The organism is Pseudomonas sp. ChxA, from assembly GCF_030263855.1.
Classification (GTDB): domain Bacteria; phylum Pseudomonadota; class Gammaproteobacteria; order Pseudomonadales; family Pseudomonadaceae; genus Aquipseudomonas; species Aquipseudomonas fluorescens_CB.
Genome location: NZ_JARPMK010000001.1, coordinates 2,324,939 through 2,348,803, shown reverse-complemented (window position 1 = coordinate 2,348,803; position 23,865 = coordinate 2,324,939). Strand labels below are relative to the sequence as shown.

At 59.7% G+C, this 23,865-nt stretch carries 20 protein-coding genes, 4 tRNA genes and 1 riboswitch; of the genes, 7 read left to right on the top strand and 17 right to left on the bottom strand.

The window, feature by feature from the left end:
- Positions 1–69 precede the first annotated feature (69 nt).
- From P5706_RS10505 to P5706_RS10480, 6 genes are all read right to left on the bottom strand, one after another.
- Positions 70–609: a hypothetical protein gene (locus P5706_RS10505; protein ID WP_200432920.1), complete on the bottom strand. Its 540-nt coding sequence runs from the start codon at positions 607–609 to the stop codon at positions 70–72.
- A gap of 560 nt (positions 610–1,169) precedes the next feature.
- Entirely contained in the window at positions 1,170–3,041 is a 1,872-nt protein-coding gene (locus P5706_RS10500) for a hypothetical protein (protein WP_285679192.1), read from the bottom strand.
- A 571-nt stretch (positions 3,042–3,612) separates the two neighbouring features.
- The gene (locus tag P5706_RS10495; protein WP_200432922.1) at positions 3,613–4,572 is read right to left on the bottom strand and encodes a tRNA dihydrouridine synthase; all 960 of its coding nucleotides are present in this window, start codon (positions 4,570–4,572) and stop codon (positions 3,613–3,615) included.
- A 921-nt stretch (positions 4,573–5,493) separates the two neighbouring features.
- Positions 5,494–5,925: an acyl-CoA thioesterase gene (locus P5706_RS10490; RefSeq protein ID WP_285679191.1), complete on the bottom strand. Its 432-nt coding sequence runs from the start codon at positions 5,923–5,925 to the stop codon at positions 5,494–5,496.
- A 37-nt stretch (positions 5,926–5,962) separates the two neighbouring features.
- Entirely contained in the window at positions 5,963–6,796 is an 834-nt protein-coding gene (locus P5706_RS10485; protein WP_200431403.1) for an alpha/beta hydrolase, read from the bottom strand.
- Positions 6,797–6,809: 13 nt separating this feature from the next.
- The gene (locus tag P5706_RS10480) at positions 6,810–7,349 is read right to left on the bottom strand and encodes a TetR/AcrR family transcriptional regulator (protein WP_017138728.1); all 540 of its coding nucleotides are present in this window, start codon (positions 7,347–7,349) and stop codon (positions 6,810–6,812) included.
- Positions 7,350–7,531: 182 nt separating this feature from the next.
- Between P5706_RS10480 and P5706_RS10475 the strand changes: the two genes are divergently transcribed.
- Positions 7,532–8,203, top strand: a complete 672-nt coding sequence (locus tag P5706_RS10475; RefSeq protein WP_200431402.1) for a hypothetical protein — start codon at positions 7,532–7,534, stop codon at positions 8,201–8,203.
- 83 nt (positions 8,204–8,286) lie between these two features.
- On the opposite strand, the gene P5706_RS10470 is transcribed toward P5706_RS10475, so the two are convergent.
- From P5706_RS10470 to uvrB, 6 genes are all read right to left on the bottom strand, one after another.
- Positions 8,287–8,362: transfer RNA gene (locus P5706_RS10470), tRNA-Glu, on the bottom strand.
- 79 nt (positions 8,363–8,441) lie between these two features.
- Positions 8,442–8,517, bottom strand: a tRNA-Ala gene (locus P5706_RS10465).
- Positions 8,518–8,567: 50 nt separating this feature from the next.
- Positions 8,568–8,643 (bottom strand) — tRNA-Glu (locus P5706_RS10460).
- A 78-nt stretch (positions 8,644–8,721) separates the two neighbouring features.
- Positions 8,722–8,797 (bottom strand) — tRNA-Ala (locus P5706_RS10455).
- Positions 8,798–8,944: 147 nt separating this feature from the next.
- A complete protein-coding gene (gene gltX, locus P5706_RS10450) occupies positions 8,945–10,426 on the bottom strand; it encodes a glutamate--tRNA ligase (RefSeq protein WP_200431401.1) in 1,482 nt (493 codons plus the stop codon).
- Between the two features lie 190 nt (positions 10,427–10,616).
- A complete protein-coding gene (uvrB, locus tag P5706_RS10445; RefSeq protein WP_200431400.1) occupies positions 10,617–12,632 on the bottom strand; it encodes an excinuclease ABC subunit UvrB in 2,016 nt (671 codons plus the stop codon).
- Between the two features lie 343 nt (positions 12,633–12,975).
- Here uvrB and P5706_RS10440 point away from each other — a divergent pair, with 343 nt between their 5' ends.
- Both P5706_RS10440 and P5706_RS10435 read left to right on the top strand, forming a co-directional pair.
- Positions 12,976–14,172: an amino acid aminotransferase gene (locus P5706_RS10440; RefSeq protein WP_200431399.1), complete on the top strand. Its 1,197-nt coding sequence runs from the start codon at positions 12,976–12,978 to the stop codon at positions 14,170–14,172.
- 101 nt (positions 14,173–14,273) lie between these two features.
- Complete coding sequence (locus P5706_RS10435; protein WP_065911752.1) at positions 14,274–14,483, top strand: hypothetical protein; 210 nt, start codon at positions 14,274–14,276, stop codon at positions 14,481–14,483.
- Between the two features lie 46 nt (positions 14,484–14,529).
- On the opposite strand, the gene ptrR is transcribed toward P5706_RS10435, so the two are convergent.
- Entirely contained in the window at positions 14,530–15,402 is an 873-nt protein-coding gene (ptrR, locus tag P5706_RS10430) for a putrescine utilization regulator PtrR (RefSeq protein ID WP_285679190.1), read from the bottom strand.
- Between the two features lie 201 nt (positions 15,403–15,603).
- On the opposite strand from ptrR, the gene P5706_RS10425 reads away from it, so the two are divergent.
- Complete coding sequence (locus P5706_RS10425; RefSeq protein ID WP_285679189.1) at positions 15,604–16,995, top strand: aldehyde dehydrogenase family protein; 1,392 nt, start codon at positions 15,604–15,606, stop codon at positions 16,993–16,995.
- 1,046 nt (positions 16,996–18,041) lie between these two features.
- On the opposite strand, the gene P5706_RS10420 is transcribed toward P5706_RS10425, so the two are convergent.
- The 4 genes from P5706_RS10420 to P5706_RS10405 all read right to left on the bottom strand — a co-directional run bounded on the left by P5706_RS10420 (position 18,042) and on the right by P5706_RS10405 (position 20,684).
- Positions 18,042–18,434 (bottom strand): YciI family protein, encoded by a 393-nt coding sequence (locus P5706_RS10420; protein ID WP_200431395.1) that lies wholly within the window; start codon positions 18,432–18,434, stop codon positions 18,042–18,044.
- A gap of 142 nt (positions 18,435–18,576) precedes the next feature.
- Positions 18,577–19,053, bottom strand: coding sequence for a hypothetical protein (locus tag P5706_RS10415; protein ID WP_285679188.1), 477 nt, complete (start codon positions 19,051–19,053; stop codon positions 18,577–18,579).
- Positions 19,054–19,083: 30 nt separating this feature from the next.
- Positions 19,084–19,713 (bottom strand): hypothetical protein, encoded by a 630-nt coding sequence (locus P5706_RS10410; RefSeq protein WP_285679187.1) that lies wholly within the window; start codon positions 19,711–19,713, stop codon positions 19,084–19,086.
- A gap of 107 nt (positions 19,714–19,820) precedes the next feature.
- A complete protein-coding gene (locus P5706_RS10405; protein ID WP_285679186.1) occupies positions 19,821–20,684 on the bottom strand; it encodes a M24 family metallopeptidase in 864 nt (287 codons plus the stop codon).
- A 60-nt stretch (positions 20,685–20,744) separates the two neighbouring features.
- Positions 20,745–20,938: riboswitch (cobalamin riboswitch) on the top strand.
- 115 nt (positions 20,939–21,053) lie between these two features.
- Here P5706_RS10405 and P5706_RS10400 point away from each other — a divergent pair.
- The 3 genes from P5706_RS10400 to P5706_RS10390 are packed head-to-tail and all read left to right on the top strand — an operon-like array spanning position 21,054 to position 23,826.
- Positions 21,054–22,064: an ABC transporter substrate-binding protein gene (locus P5706_RS10400; RefSeq protein ID WP_285679185.1), complete on the top strand. Its 1,011-nt coding sequence runs from the start codon at positions 21,054–21,056 to the stop codon at positions 22,062–22,064.
- Entirely contained in the window at positions 22,061–23,065 is a 1,005-nt protein-coding gene (locus P5706_RS10395; RefSeq protein ID WP_285679184.1) for a FecCD family ABC transporter permease, read from the top strand. The genes P5706_RS10400 and P5706_RS10395 overlap by 4 nt, the downstream gene beginning before the upstream one ends.
- Positions 23,062–23,826: an ABC transporter ATP-binding protein gene (locus tag P5706_RS10390; RefSeq protein ID WP_285679183.1), complete on the top strand. Its 765-nt coding sequence runs from the start codon at positions 23,062–23,064 to the stop codon at positions 23,824–23,826. The genes P5706_RS10395 and P5706_RS10390 overlap by 4 nt, the downstream gene beginning before the upstream one ends.
- Positions 23,827–23,865 lie beyond the last annotated feature (39 nt).

Sequence of the window (23,865 nt, the reverse complement as noted above, 5' to 3'; positions counted from 1 at the left end):
AATACACTTTAAAAAAAGCATTAAAGTAATGAGTAGCGATACATTGAACGTTGCCGCCAACGCTGATCCTTATTGCCCGATCATTTGGCGCCGAGCAATGGCCAGGCGTTGACAGCCAGGAGTGCGCTTGAGCGCCACTGCCTCCCCTCGCCGAGGCGCAGCCCCTCGTCGCCCCCAGATCTCTTCACGGCCATTGATAACCGCTACCGAGTGCCCCCGCCGATTACTCACGCCCAAGCGACCTTCGGCAAGTTCACGCACGCTGACGTTTTCCATATAGTGAACTAGCCCTAACCGCAGGAAGCCCTCGCCGAGTGTTTCCTCGTCCTCGCCATCGTTCAAACTGTCCACACCCGCTTCAAAACTCTCGCCCGCCGTATCGTCGTTGTTCTCCTCGTGCCCACGCTTGGCACTGACGGCAACCAAAAAGTGCGCATCCATGAGCATGCCCTTATCGGCGCCGATGAGCTGTGAAGCGCGCGTGGCAAATGCCAACTCCCGGTCGGTCAATGTGAGCGTGTAATTGTCGCGCATCGTTACCCGATAACCACCGTCCAGCCGCCTGACTTCGCGGTAGATGTCTGTCGGGCTTTGACCGAATTTGTACATGGCAGCCTTGATCGCCGCTACCGTGGCACAGTTCCCGGCTGGCCCCTGACGGAACCCGCTCCAAATATTAAAAGGCTGTGCGCCGTTTCGCTTATTGGACAAACCCGGGATATCGCCTCCATGCCCCTGCGCAGGCGCGGAAGCCACCACGGGCGCCGAGTCAGCTGGCGTGGCACGCCTCACCGCCTGAGGATTCACTTGGGGTTGTGGGGGCACATCGGGACGGACCTTAGCCTTTGGCTGCGAGGGACCACTGGCCAACCGCGCTAAGAATGCGGCAACCCTGTCCACCAGGCTGTCAGCCCTTGGGTGCCCAGGCCTATCACTGAGCACCGGCACCGAGCTCCACCGCGAACCGGCAGGTCTTGGCGCGTTAAAGGACACGCGTTCATTGGGAACGTCATGCAAATCCATGCTTGGCAGCTGACGCACATCTGGGTAAACGCTGTTATCAATTCGGTAATACACCATGACTTGCTCCACGTTTTCAAACGTTTCCCCGAACCTTGGGCCCGAGGAAACGCGGCGTTATCGGCGAAGTTAAAACACCCTGCCGGGTGTCAGTTCCTCAGCCCGGAGCGGCTGGAGAAGTCTTGGTTCCAGCGATCACTTTCATTTTCAGCAGGGCCTGGGCTGGTTACACCACGCTTGGTCTGGGTGCTTACCTCCAAGGTCGCCTCTCGCGTGCCAGAGGTTTCAGACTCCGCGACTTCATCACGGCTACGGCGTAGACCGGTAAGGTGATCGGAATCGTGCTCACCGTCCTTGCCGTGCTTACCATCGGTCTTGGCCGTCTCGACATGACTGTCCTTGGCCTCAGTAACGAGCTTTGCGTCCTTGCCGTCAGTCTTGGCCGATTCGACATGACTGTCCTTGGCCTCAGTGACGAGCGTTGCGTCCTTGCCATCGGTCTTGGCCGTCTCGACATGACTGTCCTTGGCCTCAGTAACGAGCTTTGCGTCCTTGCCATCGGTCTTGGCCGTCTCGACATGACTGTCCTTGGCCTCAGTGACGAGCTTTGTGTCCTTGCCGTCAGTCTTGGCCGTCTCGACATGACTGTCCTTGGCCTCAGTGACGAGCTTTGCGTCCTTGCCATCGGTCTTGGCCGTCTCGACATGCCTGCCCTTGGCCTCAGTAACGAGCTCACTGTCCTTGCCCTCAGTGATGACTGACTTTACGTGCCCTTCCACACTATCAGTCAGTACTGCCTTTTCAGGCGGCAAAGGCGCGTTAGTCTTGGACATCACACCGGCGACCGCTCGCGAGGCCTTACCGGCGTCACCCGAGGTCTCAGGGCAGTGGCAGTGGTTGACATTGACCTCCACTTTGATCTGTGGGTTTGCTTCAGTTGTCACATTAATGCCGGGTTCACGTGCCTGAGGTAAAACACGGAGCCCGGGGGCACGCGTTTCTGCTTGATGCGAATCCTCACTCGACTTCTTCTTCAGTTGGTTCGCAACATCCGATATAACCTTGGACAACACACCGACTGGCAGCCGCTCTTTGGTTTGAACGCCTGCAACGTGTACGTCCTTGTGCTGCGAACTTTCTTCCAGCGTGCGCTTCGTTTGAGTTTCGACAGCCGTGGCGTTCTTAAGCGGCTGGTCTGTTTGCGATGTCGCTTTGGATTGGGTGCCTGCAACAGCTGCGTCCATTTGCTGCGAGCCTTCTTCCAGCTTGCTTTTCATTTGCGTTGCTACAGCCGTGGCGTTCATAAGCGGCTGGCCTGTTTGCACTGTCGCTTTGGTTTGGGCGCCTGCAACGGCTGCATCCATTTGCTGCGCGCCTTCTTCCAGTTTGCTTTTCGATTGAGTTTCTACAGCCGCAGTGTTCTTAAGCAACTGGCCTGTTTGCGTTGTCGCTTTGGTTTGGGCGCCTGCAACGGCTGCGTCCTTCTGCTGCGCGCCTTCTTCCAGTTTGCTTTTCGATTGAGTTTCTACAGCCGCAATGTTCTTAAGCAACTGGCCTGTTTGCGTTGTCGTTTTGGTTTGGTCGCCTGCAACGGCTGAGTCCTTTTGCTGCGAGCCATCTTCCAGTTTGCTTCTCGATTGAGTCTCGGAAGTGGAATCCTTCACCTGCGACTTAGTCTGCGCCGTCGCCACGATCTGAACGCCTGGGTCCTGTTTGGCGAGGACCGTGCTATTGGTTTGCGGCAATCGATCAGCGATTTCAGCTTTGCCCGAAAACATCTCACGCATGGCACTGATAAGTTGATCAAACATATCAAACAGTTTCGTGAGCACGCCGGCATTATTCAACCCGTCACGCTGCAGCGTTGCGGAAAATTCAGTTTTAGGGGCGGAAGGAGTATGCCCAAAACCAGCCCCGGACATGCTTAGCGTCGTACCGACATCGGGACCTTTTGACGGTTTCGAGTCAAGGGACAACGCATCATTTTTGATAAAGGGCGAGTTATTGATCGAAAAAGACATTAACAATTTCCTAATTAAGCGCAGCCATGGCAATTAAACACCCAGAACAGCGACAGTTGTTTTAAGTGCTGCAAGCAACCGCGTTGCTTCACAGTCCCCACTTTTGTGGAGCGCGAGATTATTGAGTTCCAGAAATCGCGCTTCATATAAGGAAACCAAATCAATCTTTAGGACTTTCCCCCGTAGTTATTCACGAAAAACCAAGACGTCGCTCGCCCCTACCCGCATGACGACGGACACATGTACTTATAAACTGCCAAGACTGCAATTAAGCGACATAATTAGCCGACCAGTGAAATGACACCGCATGCTATACCGCACTCAGCGAAACACTTTTCGCAACACCTATTGCGCGATTAAAAAACCACCAACTTTCCAGAACAACCCTGTAGCAACTACTAAGCGCTGGTCGATAGCGCCTGTTACTTTCCAGCACTAAAAAAGCTTCAACCGGCAAAAAAACCAACTTTCAAGCCAGGTGAGCCGCCGCGGTAATACCTTTAAATGCAAAAATGCTCCGTATCTTTCAATACGGAGCATTTTTGCAACAAAGGCGGCGGTGGTCACTTCACTACGTCGGGTCAGGATGCTTCATACCCAATAAGCGGCTGACCTGCTCCAGCCCGGTTTCACGGCGCAGTGCGGTAAACAGCTCGACCGCTTCAGGATAGTTGCGCGTGAGCATCGCCAGCCACTGCTTCAAACGGCCAGGCGCCTGTTTTTCGGTGAGTTGCGCCACCGACTGGCGCCAGAACTCATGAAGCATCGGCTGCATCTGCGCCCAGGTCATTTCCACCACCTCTTCGCCCGCCTTCGCCGCTACGATCTGCCGCGCCAGGTCCGGGCGGGCCACCAGGCCACGGCCAAGCATGATGTCCTCGGCACCGCTGACTTCGCGGCAACGCTTCCAGTCTTCGACGCTCCAGATGTCACCATTGGCAAACACCGGCACCTTGACCACGTCCTGCACCCGCGGGATCCACTCCCAATGGGCCGGCGGTTTGTAGCCATCGGTCTTGGTGCGCGCATGCACCACGATGTGCGCCGCGCCGCCTTCAGCCAGGGCCGTGGCGCACACCAACGCGCCGTCGGGGCTATCGAAGCCCAGGCGCATTTTCGCAGTGACCGGGATATGCGCCGGCACAGCACGGCGCACGTGCTCGACGATCTGGTTAAGCAGCTCCGGCTCTTTGAGCAGTACCGCACCGCCACGGGATTTGTTGACGGTCTTGGCCGGGCAGCCGAAGTTCAAGTCGATGACTTGTGAACCCAGCTCGCACGCCAGCGCTGCGTTTTCCGCCAGGCACACCGGGTCTGAGCCCAGTAACTGCACGCGCAACGGCACGCCCGCTGCGGTGTGGGCGCCGTGCAGCAGCTCGGGGGCGAGCTTGTGGAAATAGGCCGGGGTAAGCAGGCGGTCGTTGACGCGAATGAACTCGGTCACGCACCAGTCAATACCGCCCACGCGGGTCAACACATCCCGCAGGATGTTGTCGACCAACCCCTCCATGGGCGCCAAAGCAATTTGCATGGGAAACACTCAACAAAAATCGTGGCGCAGTTTACTGGGTTTCCCGCAGGAATCGGTAACTGCCTGTCAGGGCATAGGGATCTAGGTAAGGTTGTGGCGGGGTTTGGGCTGTGTACATATCCGTTATTTGGGTGATGGCTGATATTGGTTCCGCTCTTACAGCGGGTCACTTTTGCAAGGACCGGAATGCCGGCCCAGTCAAAAGTAACCAAAAGGTCCTCGCCCCAACACTCGGTGCCTCGCTATGGCTCGGCATGCCCGCAATCCGACAGTGATTTGGGGGGGCGATTTCAGATCAAGATCACGATCAAAAGCGCAGATCAAAAGACCGCTGACTTCGTCATCGAAAAGGATGTAAGGGCCGGAGCAACAGCAACAGCAGAGCCATACTCATTCAAAGGTGGGAGCTGGCTTGCCTGCGATGCAGACACCTCGGTGTACCTGACACACCGAGGTGTCTGCATCGCAGGCAAGCCAGCTCCCACAGAAAAGCAGTTCTTCAGTGTATTCAGATAGGCTTTTGACTTGCACTTGATCTGGCTCTTGCTTCAACCACTCAGGTCGGCTTTCAGGCCGCCGTGCTGTAGATCTTGATCTTGATTTTGATCTGAGACGCCCCGTTAACCACGATGGCCGAACGCAGGCTTGAATCCGTGGGTAACCCGGCAGGACGCCGGGTTAGCCGCGCTGGGCCAAGGATGGCCCATCGCGGCGGCCCACGGATTCAAGCCGGAGTGAGGGCACACCGAGCCTAAGCGAGGGGCCGAGTGGTGGGGCACAGACCTTTTGGTTACTTTTGGGGCGTTTGCCAAAAGTGACCCGCTGTAAGAGCGGAACCCTACTCAGCCATCACCCAAATAACGGATATGCCCCCAATACAAAACAGCCCAACACCGCAGCACCCAAGATTTACGCCGATACCTAAGCCGTCAGCGCCGGCCCATAGCCGTCAAGAAACTCAACAGGCATACGCTTAGGCTTACCGCTGGACAGCTCGATACACACAAAGGTGGTTTGCGCACGCAGCAAGGTCGCACCGTCCCGAGGGCGGACCAGTTGAAAGCGCCGAGTCATCTTCAGCCGCTGGTCCCAGTCAACAATCCAGGTAGCCAATTGCAACTCGTCACCCTCGTAGCCAGCCGCAAGGTAGTCGATCTCATGACGCACCACAGCCATGGCCCGGTCCAGCCGCCGATACTCAGTGAGGTCCAGCCCCAGACGCTGGGAGTGGCGCCACGCACAACGCTCCAACCAAGACACGTACACCGCATTATTGGCGTGCCCAAGACCGTCGATGTCTTCAGCGGCGACCTGCAGGTCGATGATAAACGGCGCTGCCAGATCCCAGCCCATGCCCTGCTCCAGTCGATGAATGTCGCCGACCAGTGTATCAGGCAGTTTGCCGCTCCTGTAGACGACGGCCGGCCAACAAGGCCAGCACCCCCTCGATCACCCGTGGATCAGCCAGCACCCGCTGGTGGCCGCCCTGCTCCAGGCGCAGCAGACGGCTGTCGAACCAAGCCTCATGGATGGCTTGCGAGGCTTTGACCGGGACAAACGTGTCGTCTTCAGCGTGCACAATCAAACCCGGAAGGTTCATCTGGTAGTGGGCCACATCCAAGTGCTTGAGCGGCATGCCGAAGGTCAGTTCGACCTCTTGGATAAACGCCGAGCGCGCACGCGGCGGTAAGCCGACCATGTGGGTAAAACCGCGCAGCACATCCAGGAAGCGCGAGGGCGCGGCAATACTCACCAGTGCCTCGGTACGCAGCCCCAATTGCACCGCGAGCATCGCACTGGCGCCGCCCATGGAATGCCCGACTACCGCGTGCAAGGGCGGCAATTCAGCGGCGGCTTCAAGCATGGCGCGAGCAAACAGCAACACATGCGCCTCACGCCCCGGTGAGCGACCATGGGCAGGCCCATCCAGGGCAATCACCGAATAACCGTTAGCCACCAACGCAGTAATCAGGCTGGCGAACTGCGTAGGGCGCCCTTCCCAACCGTGCATCAGCAATACCGCAGGCCCTTGGCCCCAGCGCAACGCCGACAAGCCGAAACGCAAGGTGATGCGCTCCGATTGCGCCAGCAGCGGCAGCTCCCAATCACGTGGCGGCAGGTTGCGCGGCGTCATGAAGGTACGGCGCAATTTGCTCGCCACTGTGTGCGGCGCCAAACGGCCAACGGTGCCATGGAAACCACGAATCCAGGTTAATGCGCCCATCATGCGACTCCTTTTAACGCACTGCCGACTTGGCGGCGCGCAACACGCGGTCGGACAACTCACCCGGGCCAAGCGCACGGGCCAGCGCCAGGCCGCCGATCATCAAGGCCATGTCTGCCAAGGCCTTGTCGGTGTCTTCGGGGCTGGCGGCCAACTGGGCGGCCATCAACTCCGTGTGCTCGTTGAGCGCCAGACGAAACTCATCCGGCAGGCGGCTCATCTCGCCCACGGTGGCCGGGATCGGGCAGGCATGGTCGGTGGAGTCGCGGTGCTTGCGCGACAGGTAAAACGCCGCCACCAGGCTTCTGCGTTCTTCACCGGTCAGTTGCGCGTCCATGTCGTCGATCGACGCACGCCGCCGAGCCAGCAACTGGGTGAAGGCCTCCAGCATCAGCGCGTCTTTACTTTCAAAGTGTGCGTAGAAACCGCCGACCGTCAGCCCAGCGGCGCCCATGACTTCGCCGACACTGGGCTCAGCCGGGCCACGCTGGATCAACGCCGCGCTGGCGGCCTGCAAAATGCGCTCGCGGGTTTGCGCTTTTTTATCGCTCATCAAAGCCTCCGTTTCTCATGGGTTGAATATTATTACCATAATAATATTTGGCAAGCCACCGGCATCACCGCTCGTCCGGAGGAGACATTCGATCACGCCGGAGTAAAGCGCATTCACCAGACGTTATCTTGACGCAAGCCCACGTGAACGCAGTCTTCAAATCCAGGTAAAAGGGGTGACCGATGTTATTTTGGAGTTCGTTGCATGAGCTGAACGGCCCTGCGACACAACGCATATCCATCACCGGCAAATTTGCCTACGAGGCTTCTGATGATCGCTGTCATCCGCAAGGACGTACACGGGTCGTAACTTCCCTTGCCACAGAAGGGCGTGTCTTCCTGGGGGATGCGCCACACCCCAAAAGCGAGGGAATGATGTGGAGTGACAGTGGCGACATTTACTGGCTGCCGTGGCGTAACGGCGAGGTCACACAAGCCACCTATGCCGATATGGACGCACTGGGCTGCACATTCTTCATGACATCGCTGTTTACCGGCTGCCGCTTTGTAGCGACTGAAACCAAAGTGGCCCACATCGCCTTTTCCCAGGGCGCGTTGGGGAACAATACCCTGGGGCGAGATCTGGGGGAGCTCACCAGCATGCACACCGGGCCGCTTCCGGTAGCGCGCCGCAAGCTGACAATCGACGGTACGGGCGGGATGGACCTGGGCATGCTCAACAACGTCACCACGTCTTACGGAAGCGGCGTCAGCAATGTGCCGGATGGCAGTGGAGGGGTCAGCCAGGTGTATCAGGGGCAGGCGGTGGTATTGGGCTATAAGAGTGATCGCGTCTGGCGCTTCAAGACACTGATCAACCAGAACGGCAATTACGTCTGGTCCACACTGGTTTAAGCAGAAAACACCAAACGCCAGACAAACAAAAGGGCCATTCAATAATTGAATGACCCTTAAAAATCCCGCAGAGCGGGTAATCGTGGCGTCCCCTAGGGGACTCGAACCCCTGTTACCGCCGTGAAAGGGCGGTGTCCTAGGCCACTAGACGAAGGGGACACAAACCTTCTATACACTGATCAGCGCTGAGAACTGATCGATTCAAGGACGGTGTGGCCGGAACCTTGAACCTGTAAATTGGTGGAGCTAAACGGGATCGAACCGTTGACCTCTTGCATGCCATGCAAGCGCTCTCCCAGCTGAGCTATAGCCCCGGATTTTTCGTCTCGCGACGCAGCAGACCTTTCGAACTGCTTGTTGAAACTGGCGTCCCCTAGGGGACTCGAACCCCTGTTACCGCCGTGAAAGGGCGGTGTCCTAGGCCACTAGACGAAGGGGACAAAACCTTCTGTACAACCGATCAGAGCTGAGTTCTGATCAATTCAAGGACGGTGTGGCCAGACCTTGAACCTGTAAATTGGTGGAGCTAAACGGGATCGAACCGTTGACCTCTTGCATGCCATGCAAGCGCTCTCCCAGCTGAGCTATAGCCCCTCATCGGTGAGGACGGGGCGAATCTTAATGGCGGTTTGGAAGTGTGTCAAATTTATTTTCAACAATTTCCAAACTTTTTTGCCGGGATAACAATCACTTACCGGCGAAACCCCGGAAAACCGGGGTTTCGTCGTAACAACAGCCTGCTTAAGCGATAGCGCCCAACAGCTTTTCCCACTCTTTGTTTTCTTTCTTCGACACACCCCCAAGCAAATCAAGGGCTTGGCGCAGACGGAAACGCGTGAGGTCCGGGCCGAGAATTTCCATTGCATCGAGCACCGACACCGAACTGGCCTGCCCGGTGATCGCGGCAAACATCAGCGGCATGGCATCGCGCAATTTCAATTCAAGGGATTCGACCACCGCCTGGATCGTCGCGGTGATCGCGTCCTTCTCCCACTGGCGCAGGCTTTCGAGCTTCCACAGGATCAACTGCATCAACTGGCGAACCTGGTCGCCGGAGAGCTTCTTGGACTCAAACAGCTTGGCATCCGGGTTCACGCCACCGGCGAAGAAGAAGCTCGCCAGCGGTGCGACCTGGCTGAACGTCTCTACCCTGCCCTGCACCAGCGGCGCGATCTTCATCATGTACTCGGGGTTCAACGCCCACTGCTGCACACGGCTGGCGAACGCTTCCACCGGCAAGTCACGCAGCCATTGGCCGTTGAGCCAGGACAGCTTCTCGATATCGAAGATCGGCCCGCCGAGGGAAACGCGCGACAGGTCGAAGTTATCGACCATTTCCTGCAACGAGAACTTCTCGCGCTCGTCCGGCATCGACCAGCCCATGCGGCCCAGGTAGTTGAGCATCGCCTCAGGCATAAAGCCCATGCGCTCGTAGAACGTGACGGAGGTCGGGTTCTTGCGCTTGGACAGCTTGCTCTTGTCCGGGTTACGCAGCAGCGGCATGTAGCACAGCTGTGGCTGCTCCCAGCCGAAGTATTCGTACAGCAGGATCAGTTTTGGCGCCGATGGCAGCCATTCTTCGCCGCGCAGCACGTGGGTGATGCCCATCAGGTGGTCATCGACCACGTTGGCCAGGAAGTACGTCGGCAAGCCGTCGGTCTTCATCAGCACCTGCATGTCCATGCGGTCCCACGGGATCTCGACGTCACCGCGCAGCATGTCCGGCACCACGCACACGCCTTCGCTCGGCACTTTCATGCGGATCACATGCGGCTCGCCGGCAGCCAGGCGCTGGGCCACTTCTTCCTTGGACAGCAGCAGCGCGCGGCCGTCGTAACGCGGGGTTTCGCCACGGGCCTGTTGCTCGGCACGCATCTGGTCGAGTTCTTCGGCGGTGCAGAAGCACGGGAAGGCGTGGCCCATGTCGACCAGTTGCTGGGTGTACTGCTTGTAGATGTCGCTGCGCTCGCTCTGGCGATACGGGCCGTGCGGGCCGCCGACATCCGGGCCTTCGGCCCAGGTAATGCCCAACCAGCGCAAGGCATCGAAGATCTGCTGTTCCGACTCACGGGTGGAGCGCACCTGGTCGGTGTCTTCGATCCGCAGGATGAATTCACCGCCGTGCTGCTTGGCAAAGCAGTAGTTGAACAAGGCGATGTAGGCAGTACCGACGTGGGGATCCCCAGTAGGCGATGGCGCAATGCGCGTGCGGACGGTGGTCATGGCAGGTCTCGAATGGGCGATAAAACTGAAAATTGAAACAAGGGGCGAATGGTAACACCAGCGCGGGGGGTTCTGGCAGACCGCGGTGCCGCTATCGCAGGCAAGCCAGCGCCCACATTTTGACTGTGTTCACACATCAACTGTGGGAGCCGGGCTTGTCCGCGATAAGGCCAGACCGGCTAGCGAAAAATCAAACAGCCAGCAGGCGCTCACGCAACTTGCCAATCTCATCGCGCGTCTGCGCCGCCGCCTCAAACTCAAGATCGCGCGCCAACTGGTACATTTTCTCTTCCAGTTGCCGGATCCGCTTGGTGATCTCACTCGGCGAGCGCAGCTCGTTCTCGTACTTGGCGCTCTCCTCGGCAGCCTTGGCCATGCCCTTGCGCTTCTTGCTGCGCGAACCGGGCACCACGGCGCCTTCCATAATGTCGGCAACGTCCTTGAACACGCCCTTCGGGGTAATGCCGTGTTCCAGGTTGAATGCGATCTGTTTGTCACGACGGCGCTCGGTCTCGCCTATCGCCCGCTCCATGGAGCCGGTGATGCGGTCCGCGTACAGAATCGCCCGACCATTAAGGTTACGCGCCGCCCGACCGATGGTCTGGATCAACGAACGCTCGGAGCGCAGGAAGCCTTCCTTGTCTGCATCCAGAATCGCCACCAGCGAGACTTCCGGCATGTCCAGGCCTTCGCGCAGCAGGTTGATACCCACCAGCACGTCGAACACCCCCAGGCGCAGGTCGCGGATGATCTCCACGCGCTCCACGGTGTCGATGTCCGAGTGCAAATAACGCACGCGCACGCCGTGGTCGGCCAGGTAATCGGTCAAGTCTTCGGACATGCGCTTGGTCAGCGTGGTGACCAGCACCCGCTCTTCCAGCGCCACGCGCTTGGTGATTTCCGAGAGCAAATCGTCCACCTGGGTCAGCGCCGGGCGGATCTCGATCTGCGGGTCCACCAGGCCGGTCGGGCGCACCAATTGTTCAACCACGCGCCCCGCATGTTCGGCCTCATAGTTACCCGGTGTGGCCGAGACAAAAATAGTCTGCGGGCTGATACTTTCAAACTCGTCGAAGCGCATTGGCCGGTTATCCAGCGCCGACGGCAAGCGAAAACCGTACTCCACCAAGGTTTCTTTACGCGAACGGTCACCCTTATACATCGCTCCGACCTGAGGCACGCTGACGTGGGATTCATCGATCACCAGCAGGGCGTCGTCCGGCAAATAATCAAACAACGTCGGCGGCGCCTGCCCGGAATCGCGCCCCGACAGGTAACGTGAGTAGTTTTCGATGCCGTTGCAGTAACCCAGCTCCAGGATCATTTCCAGGTCAAAACGGGTGCGCTGCTCCAGACGCTGGGCTTCCACCAGCTTGTTGTTGGAACGCAGGTATTCCAGGCGCTCAACCAGTTCACCCTTGATGCCCTCGATCGCTCCCATGAGGGTTTCACGCGGCGTCACGTAGTGGCTCTTCGGATAGAAGGTGAAGCGCGGCAACTTGCGGATCACCTCGCCGGTCAACGGGTCGAAGGCCGACAGGCTCTCGACTTCGTCGTCGAACAGCTCGATGCGGATTGCTTCAAGGTCGGATTCGGCCGGGTAAATGTCGATCACATCGCCCCGCACACGAAAGGTCGCGCGGGCAAAATCCATGTCGTTACGCGTGTACTGCAAGCTCGTGAGCCGGCGCAGCAGTTCGCGCTGGTCGAGTTTGTCGCCGCGGTCGACGTGCAACACCATCTTCAAATAGGCTTCCGGGCTGCCCAGGCCGTAGATGCACGACACCGTGGTGACGATGATCGCGTCCTTGCGTTCCAGCAACGCCTTGGTCGCCGACAACCGCATCTGCTCGATATGGTCGTTGATCGACGCATCCTTCTCGATAAAGGTGTCGGAAGACGGCACATAAGCTTCGGGCTGGTAGTAGTCGTAGTAGGAAACGAAGTACTCCACCGCGTTGTTCGGGAAGAACGCCTTGAACTCGCCATACAGCTGCGCGGCCAGGGTTTTGTTCGGCGCCAGTACCAACGTTGGGCGATTGGTCTGCGCAATCACGTTGGCGATGCTGAAGGTCTTGCCGGAACCGGTCACCCCGAGCAGGGTCTGGTGCGCCAGGCCGGCGTCGATGCCTTCGACCAGCAACCGAATGGCTTCAGGTTGGTCGCCTGCGGGTTCAAAACGGGTGACGAGCTGGAAATCCGACATAACGTACCTCTTGAAGTCACCCCAGACTCGATACCGCCAGGGACGAAATAGCTCAGCAACCCGCGAAAAGTCTTCGCAGGTTGCAGGAAAAAACCATGATAACTGTAGAAGTGGTGGCGAATGTGACGGGTTTCAAGGCAATCGTCCTACCAGCCGTCGATGGTCAATATTGCAATAAGACTAACGGTGGGCAAATAAACCGAAAAACTTGGCCGAAAAGCCGTTTCGGCTGTCGCCCTGAGCCTGGATGGCCTCTATACTAGCTCCCCGTTTGTGCACCGCTCTAGTGCATTCGGCTGGAGCGCGACACGTCCCTCCCTTCCCCCATAGAGCTGCCGCAAAAATGAGCCTGTTCTCCGCTGTCGAAATGGCACCACGCGATCCAATCCTGGGCCTCAACGAAGCATTCAACGCCGACACACGAACCACCAAGGTCAACCTTGGCGTGGGCGTTTACTGCAACGAGGAGGGGAAGATTCCACTCTTGCGTGCCGTTGCCGAAGCGGAAGCCATTCGCGTGGCGCAACACGCCGCCCGTGGCTACCTGCCGATCGACGGTATCGTGGCGTACGACCAGGCCGTGCAAAAGCTGCTGTTCGGCGCTGAGTCGCCACTGCTGAGCGCTGGCCGCGTGATCACCGCCCAAGCGGTCGGCGGCACCGGCGCGCTTAAAATCGGCGCGGACTTCCTCAAGCAACTGCTGCCCAACGCCGTCGTCGCGATCAGCGACCCGAGCTGGGAAAACCACCAGGCGCTGTTCGAAAAAGCCGGCTTCCCGGTGCAGACCTACCGCTACTACGACGCCGCCACCCACGACGTCAACCGTACCGGCCTGCTCGAAGACCTCAACGCCCTGCCGCCACAGTCCATCGTGGTGCTGCACGCCTGCTGCCACAACCCGACCGGCGTCGACCTGAGCCCGGCCGACTGGCAGAACGTGCTGGACGTCATCAAGGCCAAGAACCTGGTGCCGTTCCTCGACATGGCCTACCAGGGCTTTGGCGACGGCATCCACGAAGACGCCGCGGCCGTGCGCCTGTTTGCTGAATCGGGCCTGACCTTCTTTGTCTCCAGCTCGTTCTCCAAGTCGTTCTCGCTGTACGGCGAACGCGTGGGCGCGCTGTCGATCGTCAGCGAATCCAAGGAAGAAAGCGCGCGCATCCTGTCCCAGGTCAAACGCGTTATCCGCACCAACTACTCCAACCCGCCTACCCACGGCGCGGCGATCGTAGCGGCAGTGCTGAATAACCCTGAGCTGCGCGCCCAATGGGAAGCGGAACTTGCCGAAATGCGCCTGCGCATCCGCGGCATGCGCGAGCAGATGGTCGCCGAGCTGGCCAAAGCTGCACCGGGCCACGACTTCAGCTTCGTCGGCCGCCAGCGTGGGATGTTCTCCTACTCCGGCCTGACCGTTGAGCAAGTCACCCGTTTGCGTACCGAGTTTGGCATCTACGCGCTCGACACCGGCCGGATCTGCGTGGCCGCGCTGAACCAGTCGAACATTGGTGCGGTCACTAAAGCGATTGTTCAGGTTCTATAACCCGACCAGCGCCATACGAAGGGGGAAGCCAATGGCTTCCCCCTTTTTGTTGGCCAAGCCACTAGACTGAACACCGAACGCCCCCTTGCTGTGAGAGCCTTATGAGAAACGACGACCTGGACCTGCGCGCCGACCGCGACGAACTGCATGACTACGCCCCGCGCCCGCCGCAAGCCAAGCGCCAGAAAAGTCTGGTGCTGCAAGTGGCGCTGGGTGTGTTCCTGGGCGGGTTGGCCTTGTGGCTGGTGCAGCTGGGCGCCACGGCGATAATGGCCAAGCTGGCCATGGGCACCCTGCAATTTGGCGGCTGACACAGATCAAAAGGTGGGAGCTGGGTTGCCAGCCCCCACACTGGATCTAAGTGGCTACCAGACCGCGCTCCTCCAGCAACCTCACGAAGCTGTTCAAACTCTGCGACACCGTACCCCGGCGCCAGATCAGCCAGGTATTGAGGAGCCGAAACGCGTCCGTCAACGGCCACACACTCACCGTCGTAAACCCCGGCATGCTCTCCAGCATGCTGCGCGGCATCAACGCCAGGCCGGCCCCGGCGCTGACGCAGGCGAGCATGCCGTGGTACGACTCCATTTCGAAAATCTTGCCCGGCACCGCGCCATCCTGTGAAAACCAGCGTTCGAAGTGATGGCGATACGAGCAATTGGAGCGAAAGGTGTAGATGCTCTCCCCCGCCACATCCTGCCCGCGCGTGATCGGCGCATGGTGCAGCGGCGCAATCACCACCATCTCCTCCTCAAACACCGCCACGCCCTCCAGCGTCGCATGCAGCACCGGCCCATCGACAAACGCCGCCGCCAGGCGCCCCGACAACACGCCCTCGATCATCGTGCCCGACGGCCCGGTGCTCAGGTCCAGCTCGACCTTGGTGTGTTTCTGGTTGTAAGCCGCCAACAGCGCCGGGATGCGCACCGCCGCCGTGCTCTCCAGCGAGCCAAGCGCAAACGCGCCCTGGGGCTCCTCCCCGGCTACGGTTGCACGAGCCTCCTGCACCAAATCAAGAATGCGCCGCGCATAACCGAGGAAATTCCAGCCGGCGGGCGACAGGCGCAAGCGGCTTTTCTCGCGAATAAACAGCTCCACGCCCAAATCCTGCTCCAACTGCTTGATACGCGTGGTCAGGTTCGACGGCACGCGATGAATCAACTGCGCGGCGGCGCTGATGCTGCCTTGCTCGGCAACGGCCTTGAAGATTTCCAGCTGCACCAAATCCAAATCATTCTCCAATCGCGAACATGATCGTTCCCACGCTGATCGTTCCCACGCGCTGCGTGAGAATGCCGCCAAGGACGCTCCGCGTCCAAAATCCAACATCCATTCTCAATTCGAGAACGTATCACTTAATATTATTCAGTTTCCAGAAAACATGCATCCCCGTAGGCTGACCCCATTCCACTCATTCAGCCGGACGGTGCCATGAACGCTATTACTCACCAAACCCACGCCCTGTCGATCAACCCCGCCAACGGTGAAACGGTCGCCAGCTACCCCTACGAAACCGAGGCGCAACTGGACGCCGCCCTCAACCGCGCCACCGCAGCTTTCCGCACTTGGCGCCGCCAGCCGGTGAGCCAACGCGCAGAGTTGCTGCTGGCCCTGGCCAGTGCATTGCGCGAGCAAGCCGAAGACATGGCCCAGATGATCACCCTGGAAATGGGCAAACCCATCTCCCAGGCCCGCGCCGAAATCGAAAAATGTGCGCAACTCAGCGAGTGGTACGCCGCCCAAGGCCCGGCCATGCTCGCGCCGGAACCGACCCTGGTGGACAACGGCAGCGCGCAGATCGAATACCGCCCGCTGGGCCCGATTTTCGCCGTGATGCCGTGGAATTTCCCGGTGTGGCAAGTGCTGCGCGGCGCCGTGCCGACCTTGCTGGCCGGTAACACCTACGTGCTTAAACACGCACCGAACGTGATGGGCAGCGCCTACCTGATCCAACAAGCATTCCAGAAAGCCGGTTTTGCCGAAGGTATTTTTGAAGTGGTCAACGTGACCAACGACGGCGTGTCCAAGGCTATCGCCGACCCGCGCATCGCCGCCGTCACCCTCACCGGCAGCGTGCGCGCCGGTATCGCCATCGGCTCCCAGGCCGGTGCTGCGCTGAAAAAATGCGTGCTGGAACTGGGCGGCTCCGACCCGTTTATCGTGCTCAATGACGCCGACCTCGACGCCGCCGTGCAGGCCGCGGTCATTGGGCGCTTCCAGAACAGCGGCCAAGTCTGCGCCGCCGCCAAACGCCTGATCATCGAAGCAGGTGTGGTGGAAGCCTTTACCGCTAAATTCCTCGAAGCCAGCCGCAAACTGGTGATGGGCGACCCGACGTCGACCGCCACCTACGTCGGCCCGATGGCGCGTTTCGACCTGCGTGATGAGCTGCACGGCCAAGTCCAGGCCACCCTGGAAGAAGGTGCGACCCTGCTGCTCGGTGGCAATAAAGTCGTCGGCGCCGGCAACTACTACGAGCCAACCGTGCTGGCAGGCGTGACCGACCAGATGACCTCGTTCAAACAGGAACTGTTCGGCCCCGTGGCCTCGATCATCACCGCCCGCGATGCTGACCACGCGGTAGCGCTGGCCAATGACAGCGAATTCGGCCTCACGGCGAGCATCTTCACCACCGACTCGGTGAAGGCACGGGATATCACCAACCAACTGGAAACCGGCGCAGTATTCGTCAACTCGTTCAGCGTGTCCGACCCGCGCGTAGCGTTTGGTGGGGTGAAAAAGAGTGGGTTTGGCCGCGAATTGTCGCACTTCGGCGTGCGTGAATTCTGCAACGCACAGACCGTGTGGCTGGATCGCAAATAAAACAGGCAACACCAACCAACTGTGGGAGCTGGCTTGCCTGCGATAGCGGTGGGCCAGTGACAACTCCTTGGCTGACACACCGCAATCGCAGGCAAGCCCGCTCCCACCTTTGATCTTCGGTGTTTGTGGGTATGCGTGAATTCTGCAACGCGCAGACCGTGCGGCTGGATCACAAATAAACCAGGCAACATCCTTTCAACTGTGGGAGCTGGCTTGCCTGCGATAGCGGTGGATCAGTGACAACTCCTTGGCTGACACACTGCAATCGCAGGCAAGCCAGCTCCCACCTTTGATCTGCAGTGTTTGTGGGTGTGCGTGAGTTTCTGCAACGCGCAGACGGTGTGGCTGGATCACAAATAAACCCGGCAACACCCCTTCAACTGTGGGAGCTGGCTTGCCTGCGATAGCGGTGCATCAGTGACAACTCCTTGGCTGACACACTGCAATCGCAGGCAAGCCAGCTCCCACCTTTGATTTGCGGTGCTTGTGGGTGTGCGTGAGTTTCTGCAACGCGCAGACGGTGTGGCTGGATCCCAAATAAACCCGGCAACACCCCTTCAACTGTGGGAGCTGGCTTGCCTGCGATAGCGGTGCATCAGTGACAACTCCTTGGCTGACACACTGCAATCGCAGGCAAGCCAGCTCCCACCTTTGATCTGCAGTGTTTGTGGGTGTGCGTGAATTCTGCAACACGCAGACGGTGTGGCTGGATCAAAAATAAACCAGGCAACACCAACCAACTGTGGGAGCTGGGTTGCCTGCGATAGCGGTGCATCAGTGACAACTCCTTGGCTGACACACTGCAATCGCAGGCAAGCCAGCTCCCACCTTTGATCTGCAGTGTTTGTGGATATGCGTGAATTCTGCAACACGCAGACGGTGTGGCTGGATCACAAATAAACCAGGCAACACCAACCAACTGTGGGAGCTGGCTTGCCTGCGATAGCGGTGCATCAGTGGCAAATCCTTGGCTGACACACCGCAATCGCAGGCAAGCCAGCTCCCACCCAAGACAGCTCCCACCCTGGATCTGCTGTGTATGTGGATCAGTCCACCGTGACCTTGCCGGTAGAAAAATCGACCTTCAAATTCAGCCGCCCTTCATTCACCAACCACGGCCGAATCGAAAACCTGCGCGCGCCGCACTGATGCATCGGGTCCTCTGCGGCAATGGCCTTGGCATGTTCAATCGACGTTGCACGAATCACAAACATGCCGTCGCCGTCCCAGTACTGCTCATCATCACTCCAGTGCGGCCCGGCAGCGACCAGGATACCGTCGCGCTCGATCTTGCATTGATGCTCAAGGTGAATCGGCAGGTTCTGCATCACCGGGCCAAGCCCGTCGGTTGGCGTTGAAAACACCACGTAGAACTGCTTTTGCAGCATGCCCTTACTCGCCTCAAGCACTTGCTCGCGCGTTACTCGGTTGGTTTGCATGGTCGTACCTGTAGGACTGTGGACGTGGCGGCGCAGGCTTTTTTCACCTGTAAAATTAGCCACGAAGCATTCCCCAACCCTGAGGGCGAGCGGTAGACCGGTCGCGGGCATAAGACCTATGTCCAGCAGGCATGCAGTTGCGTCAGAGCGCCCACAGGCGGATCAAGGCAAACCCCAGGTCTACGTTGACGCATTCACGCCCATCCACCCACTCATCTGCGCGAAGGCGCCGCCCGGTGTTGGTCTCGCGTTCGCCTTTGGCAATCACCAACACAAACAACCGGGCCGGGCATTCGAATGAACGCAACCGCTCAACATCAGCCCTCACTGACCAATCGCCCTCCAGGCATTTGGCTTGGGATATGTCGCCCAGGCACTTGATTTCGGCGACCATGTTCGTTGAACCGCTGTCGCCCAGGGCATACAGGTCGGCTTTGCGCCGCTCGCCAATCGGCAAATCGGTCCAGAGGCTGATCTCCTCCTTGAACCAGGCATACAAACTGATTTCGGCCTGAATCCAGTGCTCGCGGCAACTGTTCAGCTGCAGTACCTGTTCGAGTTTATCGCCCATTTCACGAAAGGCTCGCTCGAACAAAACAATCCATTGATCAGCATTCATTGCAGACTTCCTGTGTATGACCTATCGAGGCTAGTGCTTGACCGGCGCATCCCAGCAATCCGGCTGGCGGGTGCAGACATCGTATTGGCGGTCCATCAAGGCCATGCGGTTGATATGGGCATCCGTGGCCGCCCGGAACGACTGATTGCTGGTCGTAATATAAGCCGCGGTGCGGTCACTCAGGCGTGTGCTTAACTGGTGGCGAGTGTGGGCATCCAACGCCTGGGGCGCGGTGGCCATGGTTTGAAGTGTCACGTCGCTGAGGCGGCTCAACTCATCGCGATAGGTGTTTACGTATTCGGCACGGGCCACGTCATGCTGGTGGTTCAAGTCGTACTGCATAGCTTCCAGGTTCTGCTTGTAGAGCGCCCAATAACCCTCAGGCAGCACACCACCGTCTTGTTTACGCAATTTGGCAATGCGCGCGTCGTTATCCGAAGCGGGTTGGAGGACGGGCTTGTGCGACGAAATCACCACAGGGTCTTGAGCGATGATCTGGTCGATCCAGCCCGCCCGTGAAGAGTTCGAGGGCAAAACCTGGCCTAACGGTTCCAGCGGCACTGGCGCAGCAGATGGGGGTGACGACACTGACTGGGCGCAACCACCCAGCATTAACACGGTGCACAAATGGGTCAAGGCGAGGACGTTGCGAAAAATCATAAGTTCTCCATGAACAGAGGTGAATCGAAAAGGGCGCGGCAAATAATATCATTGAGCCATCACCGAATATCACCCCATCGCCGGAATATCGCAGGGCGGTACGCGCGTCAATCCAGCATCCGGCTAAGCAGCCGGTGCCCGTCTGCCGTCACCTCGACCATCGCCGACAGCATCACGCCGTCGGCGCCATCTGAGGAAAGCAGGCTCCAAAAATCTGGCGGCTGATACCTCACACCCACTGTGCCCGCCTTGGCGATCACATACACGTTGAGCACCTGTCCGGGTTGCATCAATGGGCTGTCACCCTCGACCTTGTAACCGAGCACCTGCGGCTTTTGTATGCGCGCCTGGCCCATGGCGTAGCCCGCAAACTCACGCACCGCAACGGCCTGGCCCGCATCCAGTTCCTGCTGTATCGCCGCCCCCACATTGGATAGCCGCTGACCACCCTGGACGTGGGCGACCCCATTTGCCAGCGCACGGCGCGCCGTGGCCAGCAATTGGCGCTGCGCCGGGGTGGCATTGGCTGTGGCGAACGTCCAGACCTGAGCAACATGGGCCTGGGCCGACGCCGCGATCAACTCCACTTTTACCAGCGCCGCGTCCGGGAACGGCACGTCGGTGGGCGGCGCGGCGCTCACCTGGTTATTCACCGACACCCCCACCGCTGCCGGGTAACCGCGAAAGCCGAACATCATCGGCAACCAGCCGTGCTGCGCGTACTGCTCAAGTAAAAAACCCTGCACCGCAGTGCCGGTGCCGCCCTTGCGGATCATCGGCCCGACCTTGAGCAGCAGGTCACTGGCCATGGGCGCCAGTTTTGTTTCCTCGGCGAGGATGGTGGCGTCGTCCAGTTGGGCAATGGCATGGGCCCTGGCACTGATCGCGTCGGTGAAGCGCGTGAGCGAGAGGTCGGCGGCGTAGGCGTTTACGCAAAACAGCAGGGGCAATATGCCTATACGTAACAACATAGTCTTCCTTGAGGCAGGTCTGGGCGCAGGCGGATTGTACCTGCACCTTAAGCCTGAGATGGACTACCATACCGCGCCGGTTCCCAAACGGGACTAATAGGGAATTCGAAGCGCTGCCCATCGCGCCAATCGAAACTGCCCCCGCAACTGTAGGTGCCGAGCCTGCTCCCCACTGCCACTGGACCACGTCCGGGAAGGCCGGAGCGAGGCGACGACGCATCAGTCAGGAGACCTGCCGGCAAAGCGTTATCACTAACCGGCGGGGTGTCCGGGAAGGACATCCGCGCCCTGCAAACCTGCAGCGTTCAAAGGTGTGTTTCCGAGCCGTACCTGCCCTGTTTCCCGTACGGTTCACTCGGAGATTGCCCCATGCTGCTACGCGTTTGCGCCCTGATCACCGGCCTGGGCTTTTGTGCCCTGGCCCACGCCACGCCGACTCACTACCCGCTGACAGTCGAAAACTGCGGCAGCAGCGTCACCTTCCAACAGGCCCCGGCACGCAGCGTCACCATTGGCCAGGCCGCCACCGAGATGCTCTACGCCCTGGGCGTGGCGAATAAAGTCGTCGGCACCTCGCTGTGGTTCAACAGCGTATTGCCGCAGTTCAAGGCGCAGAACGACAAGATCGAGCGCCTGGCCGACAACGAGCCGAGCTTCGAAGCCGTGATCGCCAAGCGCCCGCAACTGGTGGCCGCCGAGCTGGAATGGGTGGTCGGCCCGCAAGGCGTGGTCGGTACTCGCGAGCAATTCCATGAACTGAAGATTCCCACCTACGTGCTGCCCTCCGACTGCGAAGGCAAGGACAACCTGGTGGGCGCTGACGGCACGCGGCTGGAGCCGTTTCGCATCGACACGATTTATAAAAGCATCAGCCAGTTGGCCGAGATTTTCGACGTGCAAGCGCGCGGCCAACAGTTGAATGACGAACTCAAGGCCCGCCTGGCCAAGTCCGTCGCCACCGCGCAAGGCAAAGGACTCAAGCACGCCAGCGCACTGGTGTGGTTCTCCAGCAGCGAAATGGCCGCCGACCCGTATGTGGCCGGCCACAAGGGCATCCCCGAATTCATGCTGCAAACCCTCGGCCTGAACAACGTGGTGCAGTCCGATGAAGAATGGCCTGCCGTCGGGTGGGAAACCATCGCCAAAGCCAACCCGACTTTCCTGGTGATTGCGCGCATGGACCGCCGCCGCTACCCCGCCGACGACCATGAAAAGAAACTCGCCTTCCTGCGCAGCGACCCCGTGACCCGCAACATGGACGCGGTGAAAAACAACCGCATCATCATCATTGACGCCCTGGCGTTGCAGGCCAGCCTGCGCATGTTCGACGGACTGGAACAACTGGCCGCTGCCATCGACGGCTACGACCTGCCCAAATGACCCGTACCCTACTCGCCCTCGCCGTGTTACTGATGGCCGTGCTCGCCGGCACCGCCATCGGCGAAACCGCAATCGAACCGCAGGTGGTGTTGCAGGTGCTGGCCAACAAACTGTGGGCCGCCGGTTACGTGCTCGACCCGATCGACGAAGGCGTGGTGTGGAACTACCGCCTGACCCGCGCCCTGGTCGCCGCCGCGTGTGGCGCCGGGCTGGCCACTTGCGGGGTGATTTTGCAGTCGCTGCTGCGCAACCCATTGGCCGATCCGTACCTGCTAGGCATCAGCGCAGGCGCCTCGACCGGCGCAGTGTTAGTGGCATTGATAGGCGTGGGCGGCGGTTTGATTTCGCTGTCGGCGGGCGCGTTTGTCGGTGCCATGGCGGCATTTGCCTTAGTGATTCTATTGGCACGGGCCAGCGGCTCAGCCAGCGGCACCGGCCAAATCATCCTCGCCGGCATCGCCGGTTCGCAGCTGTTCAATGCCCTCACCGCGTTCCTGATCACCAAGTCCGCCAGTTCCGAACAGGCACGCGGCATCATGTTCTGGCTGTTGGGCAACCTCAGCGGCGTGCGCTGGCCCTCGGTGTGGCTGGCGGTGCCGGTGGCGGTCGTAGGCTTGGCAGTGTGTTTGTGGCATCGGCGTGCGCTGGATGCGTTCACCTTCGGCACCGACTCGGCGGCTTCGCTGGGTATTGCGGTGCGGCGTGTGCAGTTTGTGCTGGTCGGTTGCGCGGCGTTGGTGACCGCGGTGATGGTGTCGATTGTCGGCTCCATCGGTTTTGTCGGGCTGGTGATTCCCCACGCCGTGCGCCTGCTGCTGGGCACCGGACATTCGCGGTTGCTGCCCGCCAGTGCGCTGGGCGGCGCGTTGTTCTTGATCGCCGCTGATGTGCTGTCGCGCACCTTGATCAAAGGCCAGGTGATTCCGGTGGGCGTGGTCACGGCGCTGGTCGGCGCGCCAGTGTTTGCGCTGATCCTGATTGGTCGGAGGAATGCCCGATGACGGTACTCAGTTGCACCGGCCTGGGCTTCAAGGTGCGTGAAGCGCAGTTGCTGCGCGACATTCAGCTTGAAGTTCAGCCAGGTGAAACCTTGGGCATTGTCGGGCCGAATGGCTCGGGCAAATCCACCCTGCTCAAATTGCTCGCCGGTTTGCGTGTACCCGCTTCGGGCGAGGTGTTGCTGGGCGGCCAGCGCCTGGGCAGCCTGTCGCGCCGGGCCATCGCGCAGCAATTGGCCGTGGTGGAACAGCAGGCCGACACCGACGACGCCATCCGCGTCTTCGACGCCGTGGCCCTGGGCCGCACGCCCTGGCTGTCGGCGCTGAGCCCGTGGTCTGGCGAAGACGATGCCATCGTGCGCCAGGCGCTGCATGATGTGGACGCCACCCACCTGGGCCAACGCGCCTGGCGCAGCCTCTCTGGCGGCGAGCGCCAACGCGTGCACATCGCCCGCGCGTTGGCGCAACGACCGCAGATCTTGTTGCTGGATGAGCCGACCAATCACCTGGATATCCAACATCAGCTGGCGATTTTGAAAGGCGTGCAAGCACTGCCGGTGACCACGCTGATTGCGCTGCATGACCTGAACCAGGCGCTGACCTGTGACCGTTTGGCGGTGCTGGATCACGGCTGCCTGGTGGCATTGGGTAAACCGCTGGAGGTGCTGACGCCGCAGCGGCTACAGGAGACATTCGGGGTGCAGGCGCATTACCTGACGGACCCGTTCGACGGCGCGCAAATCCTGCGGTTACGCCCAATTTAACTGACTCTGTGGGAGCTGGCTTGCCTGCTCCCACCTTGA

Bases quoted from the DNA above. Each gene is read 5' to 3' on its own strand.
- uvrB (WP_200431400.1), bottom strand. From the start codon at position 12,632: ATGTCGGATTTCCAGCTCGTCACCCGTTTTGAACCCGCAGGCGACCAA.
- P5706_RS10400 (WP_285679185.1), top strand. From the start codon at position 21,054: ATGCTGCTACGCGTTTGCGCCCTGATCACCGGCCTGGGCTTTTGTGCC.
- P5706_RS10490 (WP_285679191.1), bottom strand. From the start codon at position 5,925: ATGGGCTGGGATCTGGCAGCGCCGTTTATCATCGACCTGCAGGTCGCC.
- P5706_RS10390 (WP_285679183.1), top strand. From the start codon at position 23,062: ATGACGGTACTCAGTTGCACCGGCCTGGGCTTCAAGGTGCGTGAAGCG.
- P5706_RS10505 (WP_200432920.1), bottom strand. From the start codon at position 609: ATGTACAAATTCGGTCAAAGCCCGACAGACATCTACCGCGAAGTCAGG.
- P5706_RS10480 (WP_017138728.1), bottom strand. From the start codon at position 7,349: ATGAGCGATAAAAAAGCGCAAACCCGCGAGCGCATTTTGCAGGCCGCC.
- P5706_RS10415 (WP_285679188.1), bottom strand. From the start codon at position 19,053: ATGAATGCTGATCAATGGATTGTTTTGTTCGAGCGAGCCTTTCGTGAA.
- P5706_RS10495 (WP_200432922.1), bottom strand. From the start codon at position 4,572: ATGCAAATTGCTTTGGCGCCCATGGAGGGGTTGGTCGACAACATCCTG.
- P5706_RS10410 (WP_285679187.1), bottom strand. From the start codon at position 19,713: ATGATTTTTCGCAACGTCCTCGCCTTGACCCATTTGTGCACCGTGTTA.
- P5706_RS10435 (WP_065911752.1), top strand. From the start codon at position 14,274: ATGAGAAACGACGACCTGGACCTGCGCGCCGACCGCGACGAACTGCAT.
- P5706_RS10395 (WP_285679184.1), top strand. From the start codon at position 22,061: ATGACCCGTACCCTACTCGCCCTCGCCGTGTTACTGATGGCCGTGCTC.
- P5706_RS10420 (WP_200431395.1), bottom strand. From the start codon at position 18,434: ATGCAAACCAACCGAGTAACGCGCGAGCAAGTGCTTGAGGCGAGTAAG.
- P5706_RS10475 (WP_200431402.1), top strand. From the start codon at position 7,532: ATGTTATTTTGGAGTTCGTTGCATGAGCTGAACGGCCCTGCGACACAA.
- P5706_RS10425 (WP_285679189.1), top strand. From the start codon at position 15,604: ATGAACGCTATTACTCACCAAACCCACGCCCTGTCGATCAACCCCGCC.
- gltX (WP_200431401.1), bottom strand. From the start codon at position 10,426: ATGACCACCGTCCGCACGCGCATTGCGCCATCGCCTACTGGGGATCCC.
- P5706_RS10500 (WP_285679192.1), bottom strand. From the start codon at position 3,041: ATGTCTTTTTCGATCAATAACTCGCCCTTTATCAAAAATGATGCGTTG.
- P5706_RS10440 (WP_200431399.1), top strand. From the start codon at position 12,976: ATGAGCCTGTTCTCCGCTGTCGAAATGGCACCACGCGATCCAATCCTG.
- P5706_RS10485 (WP_200431403.1), bottom strand. From the start codon at position 6,796: ATGGGCGCATTAACCTGGATTCGTGGTTTCCATGGCACCGTTGGCCGT.
- P5706_RS10405 (WP_285679186.1), bottom strand. From the start codon at position 20,684: ATGTTGTTACGTATAGGCATATTGCCCCTGCTGTTTTGCGTAAACGCC.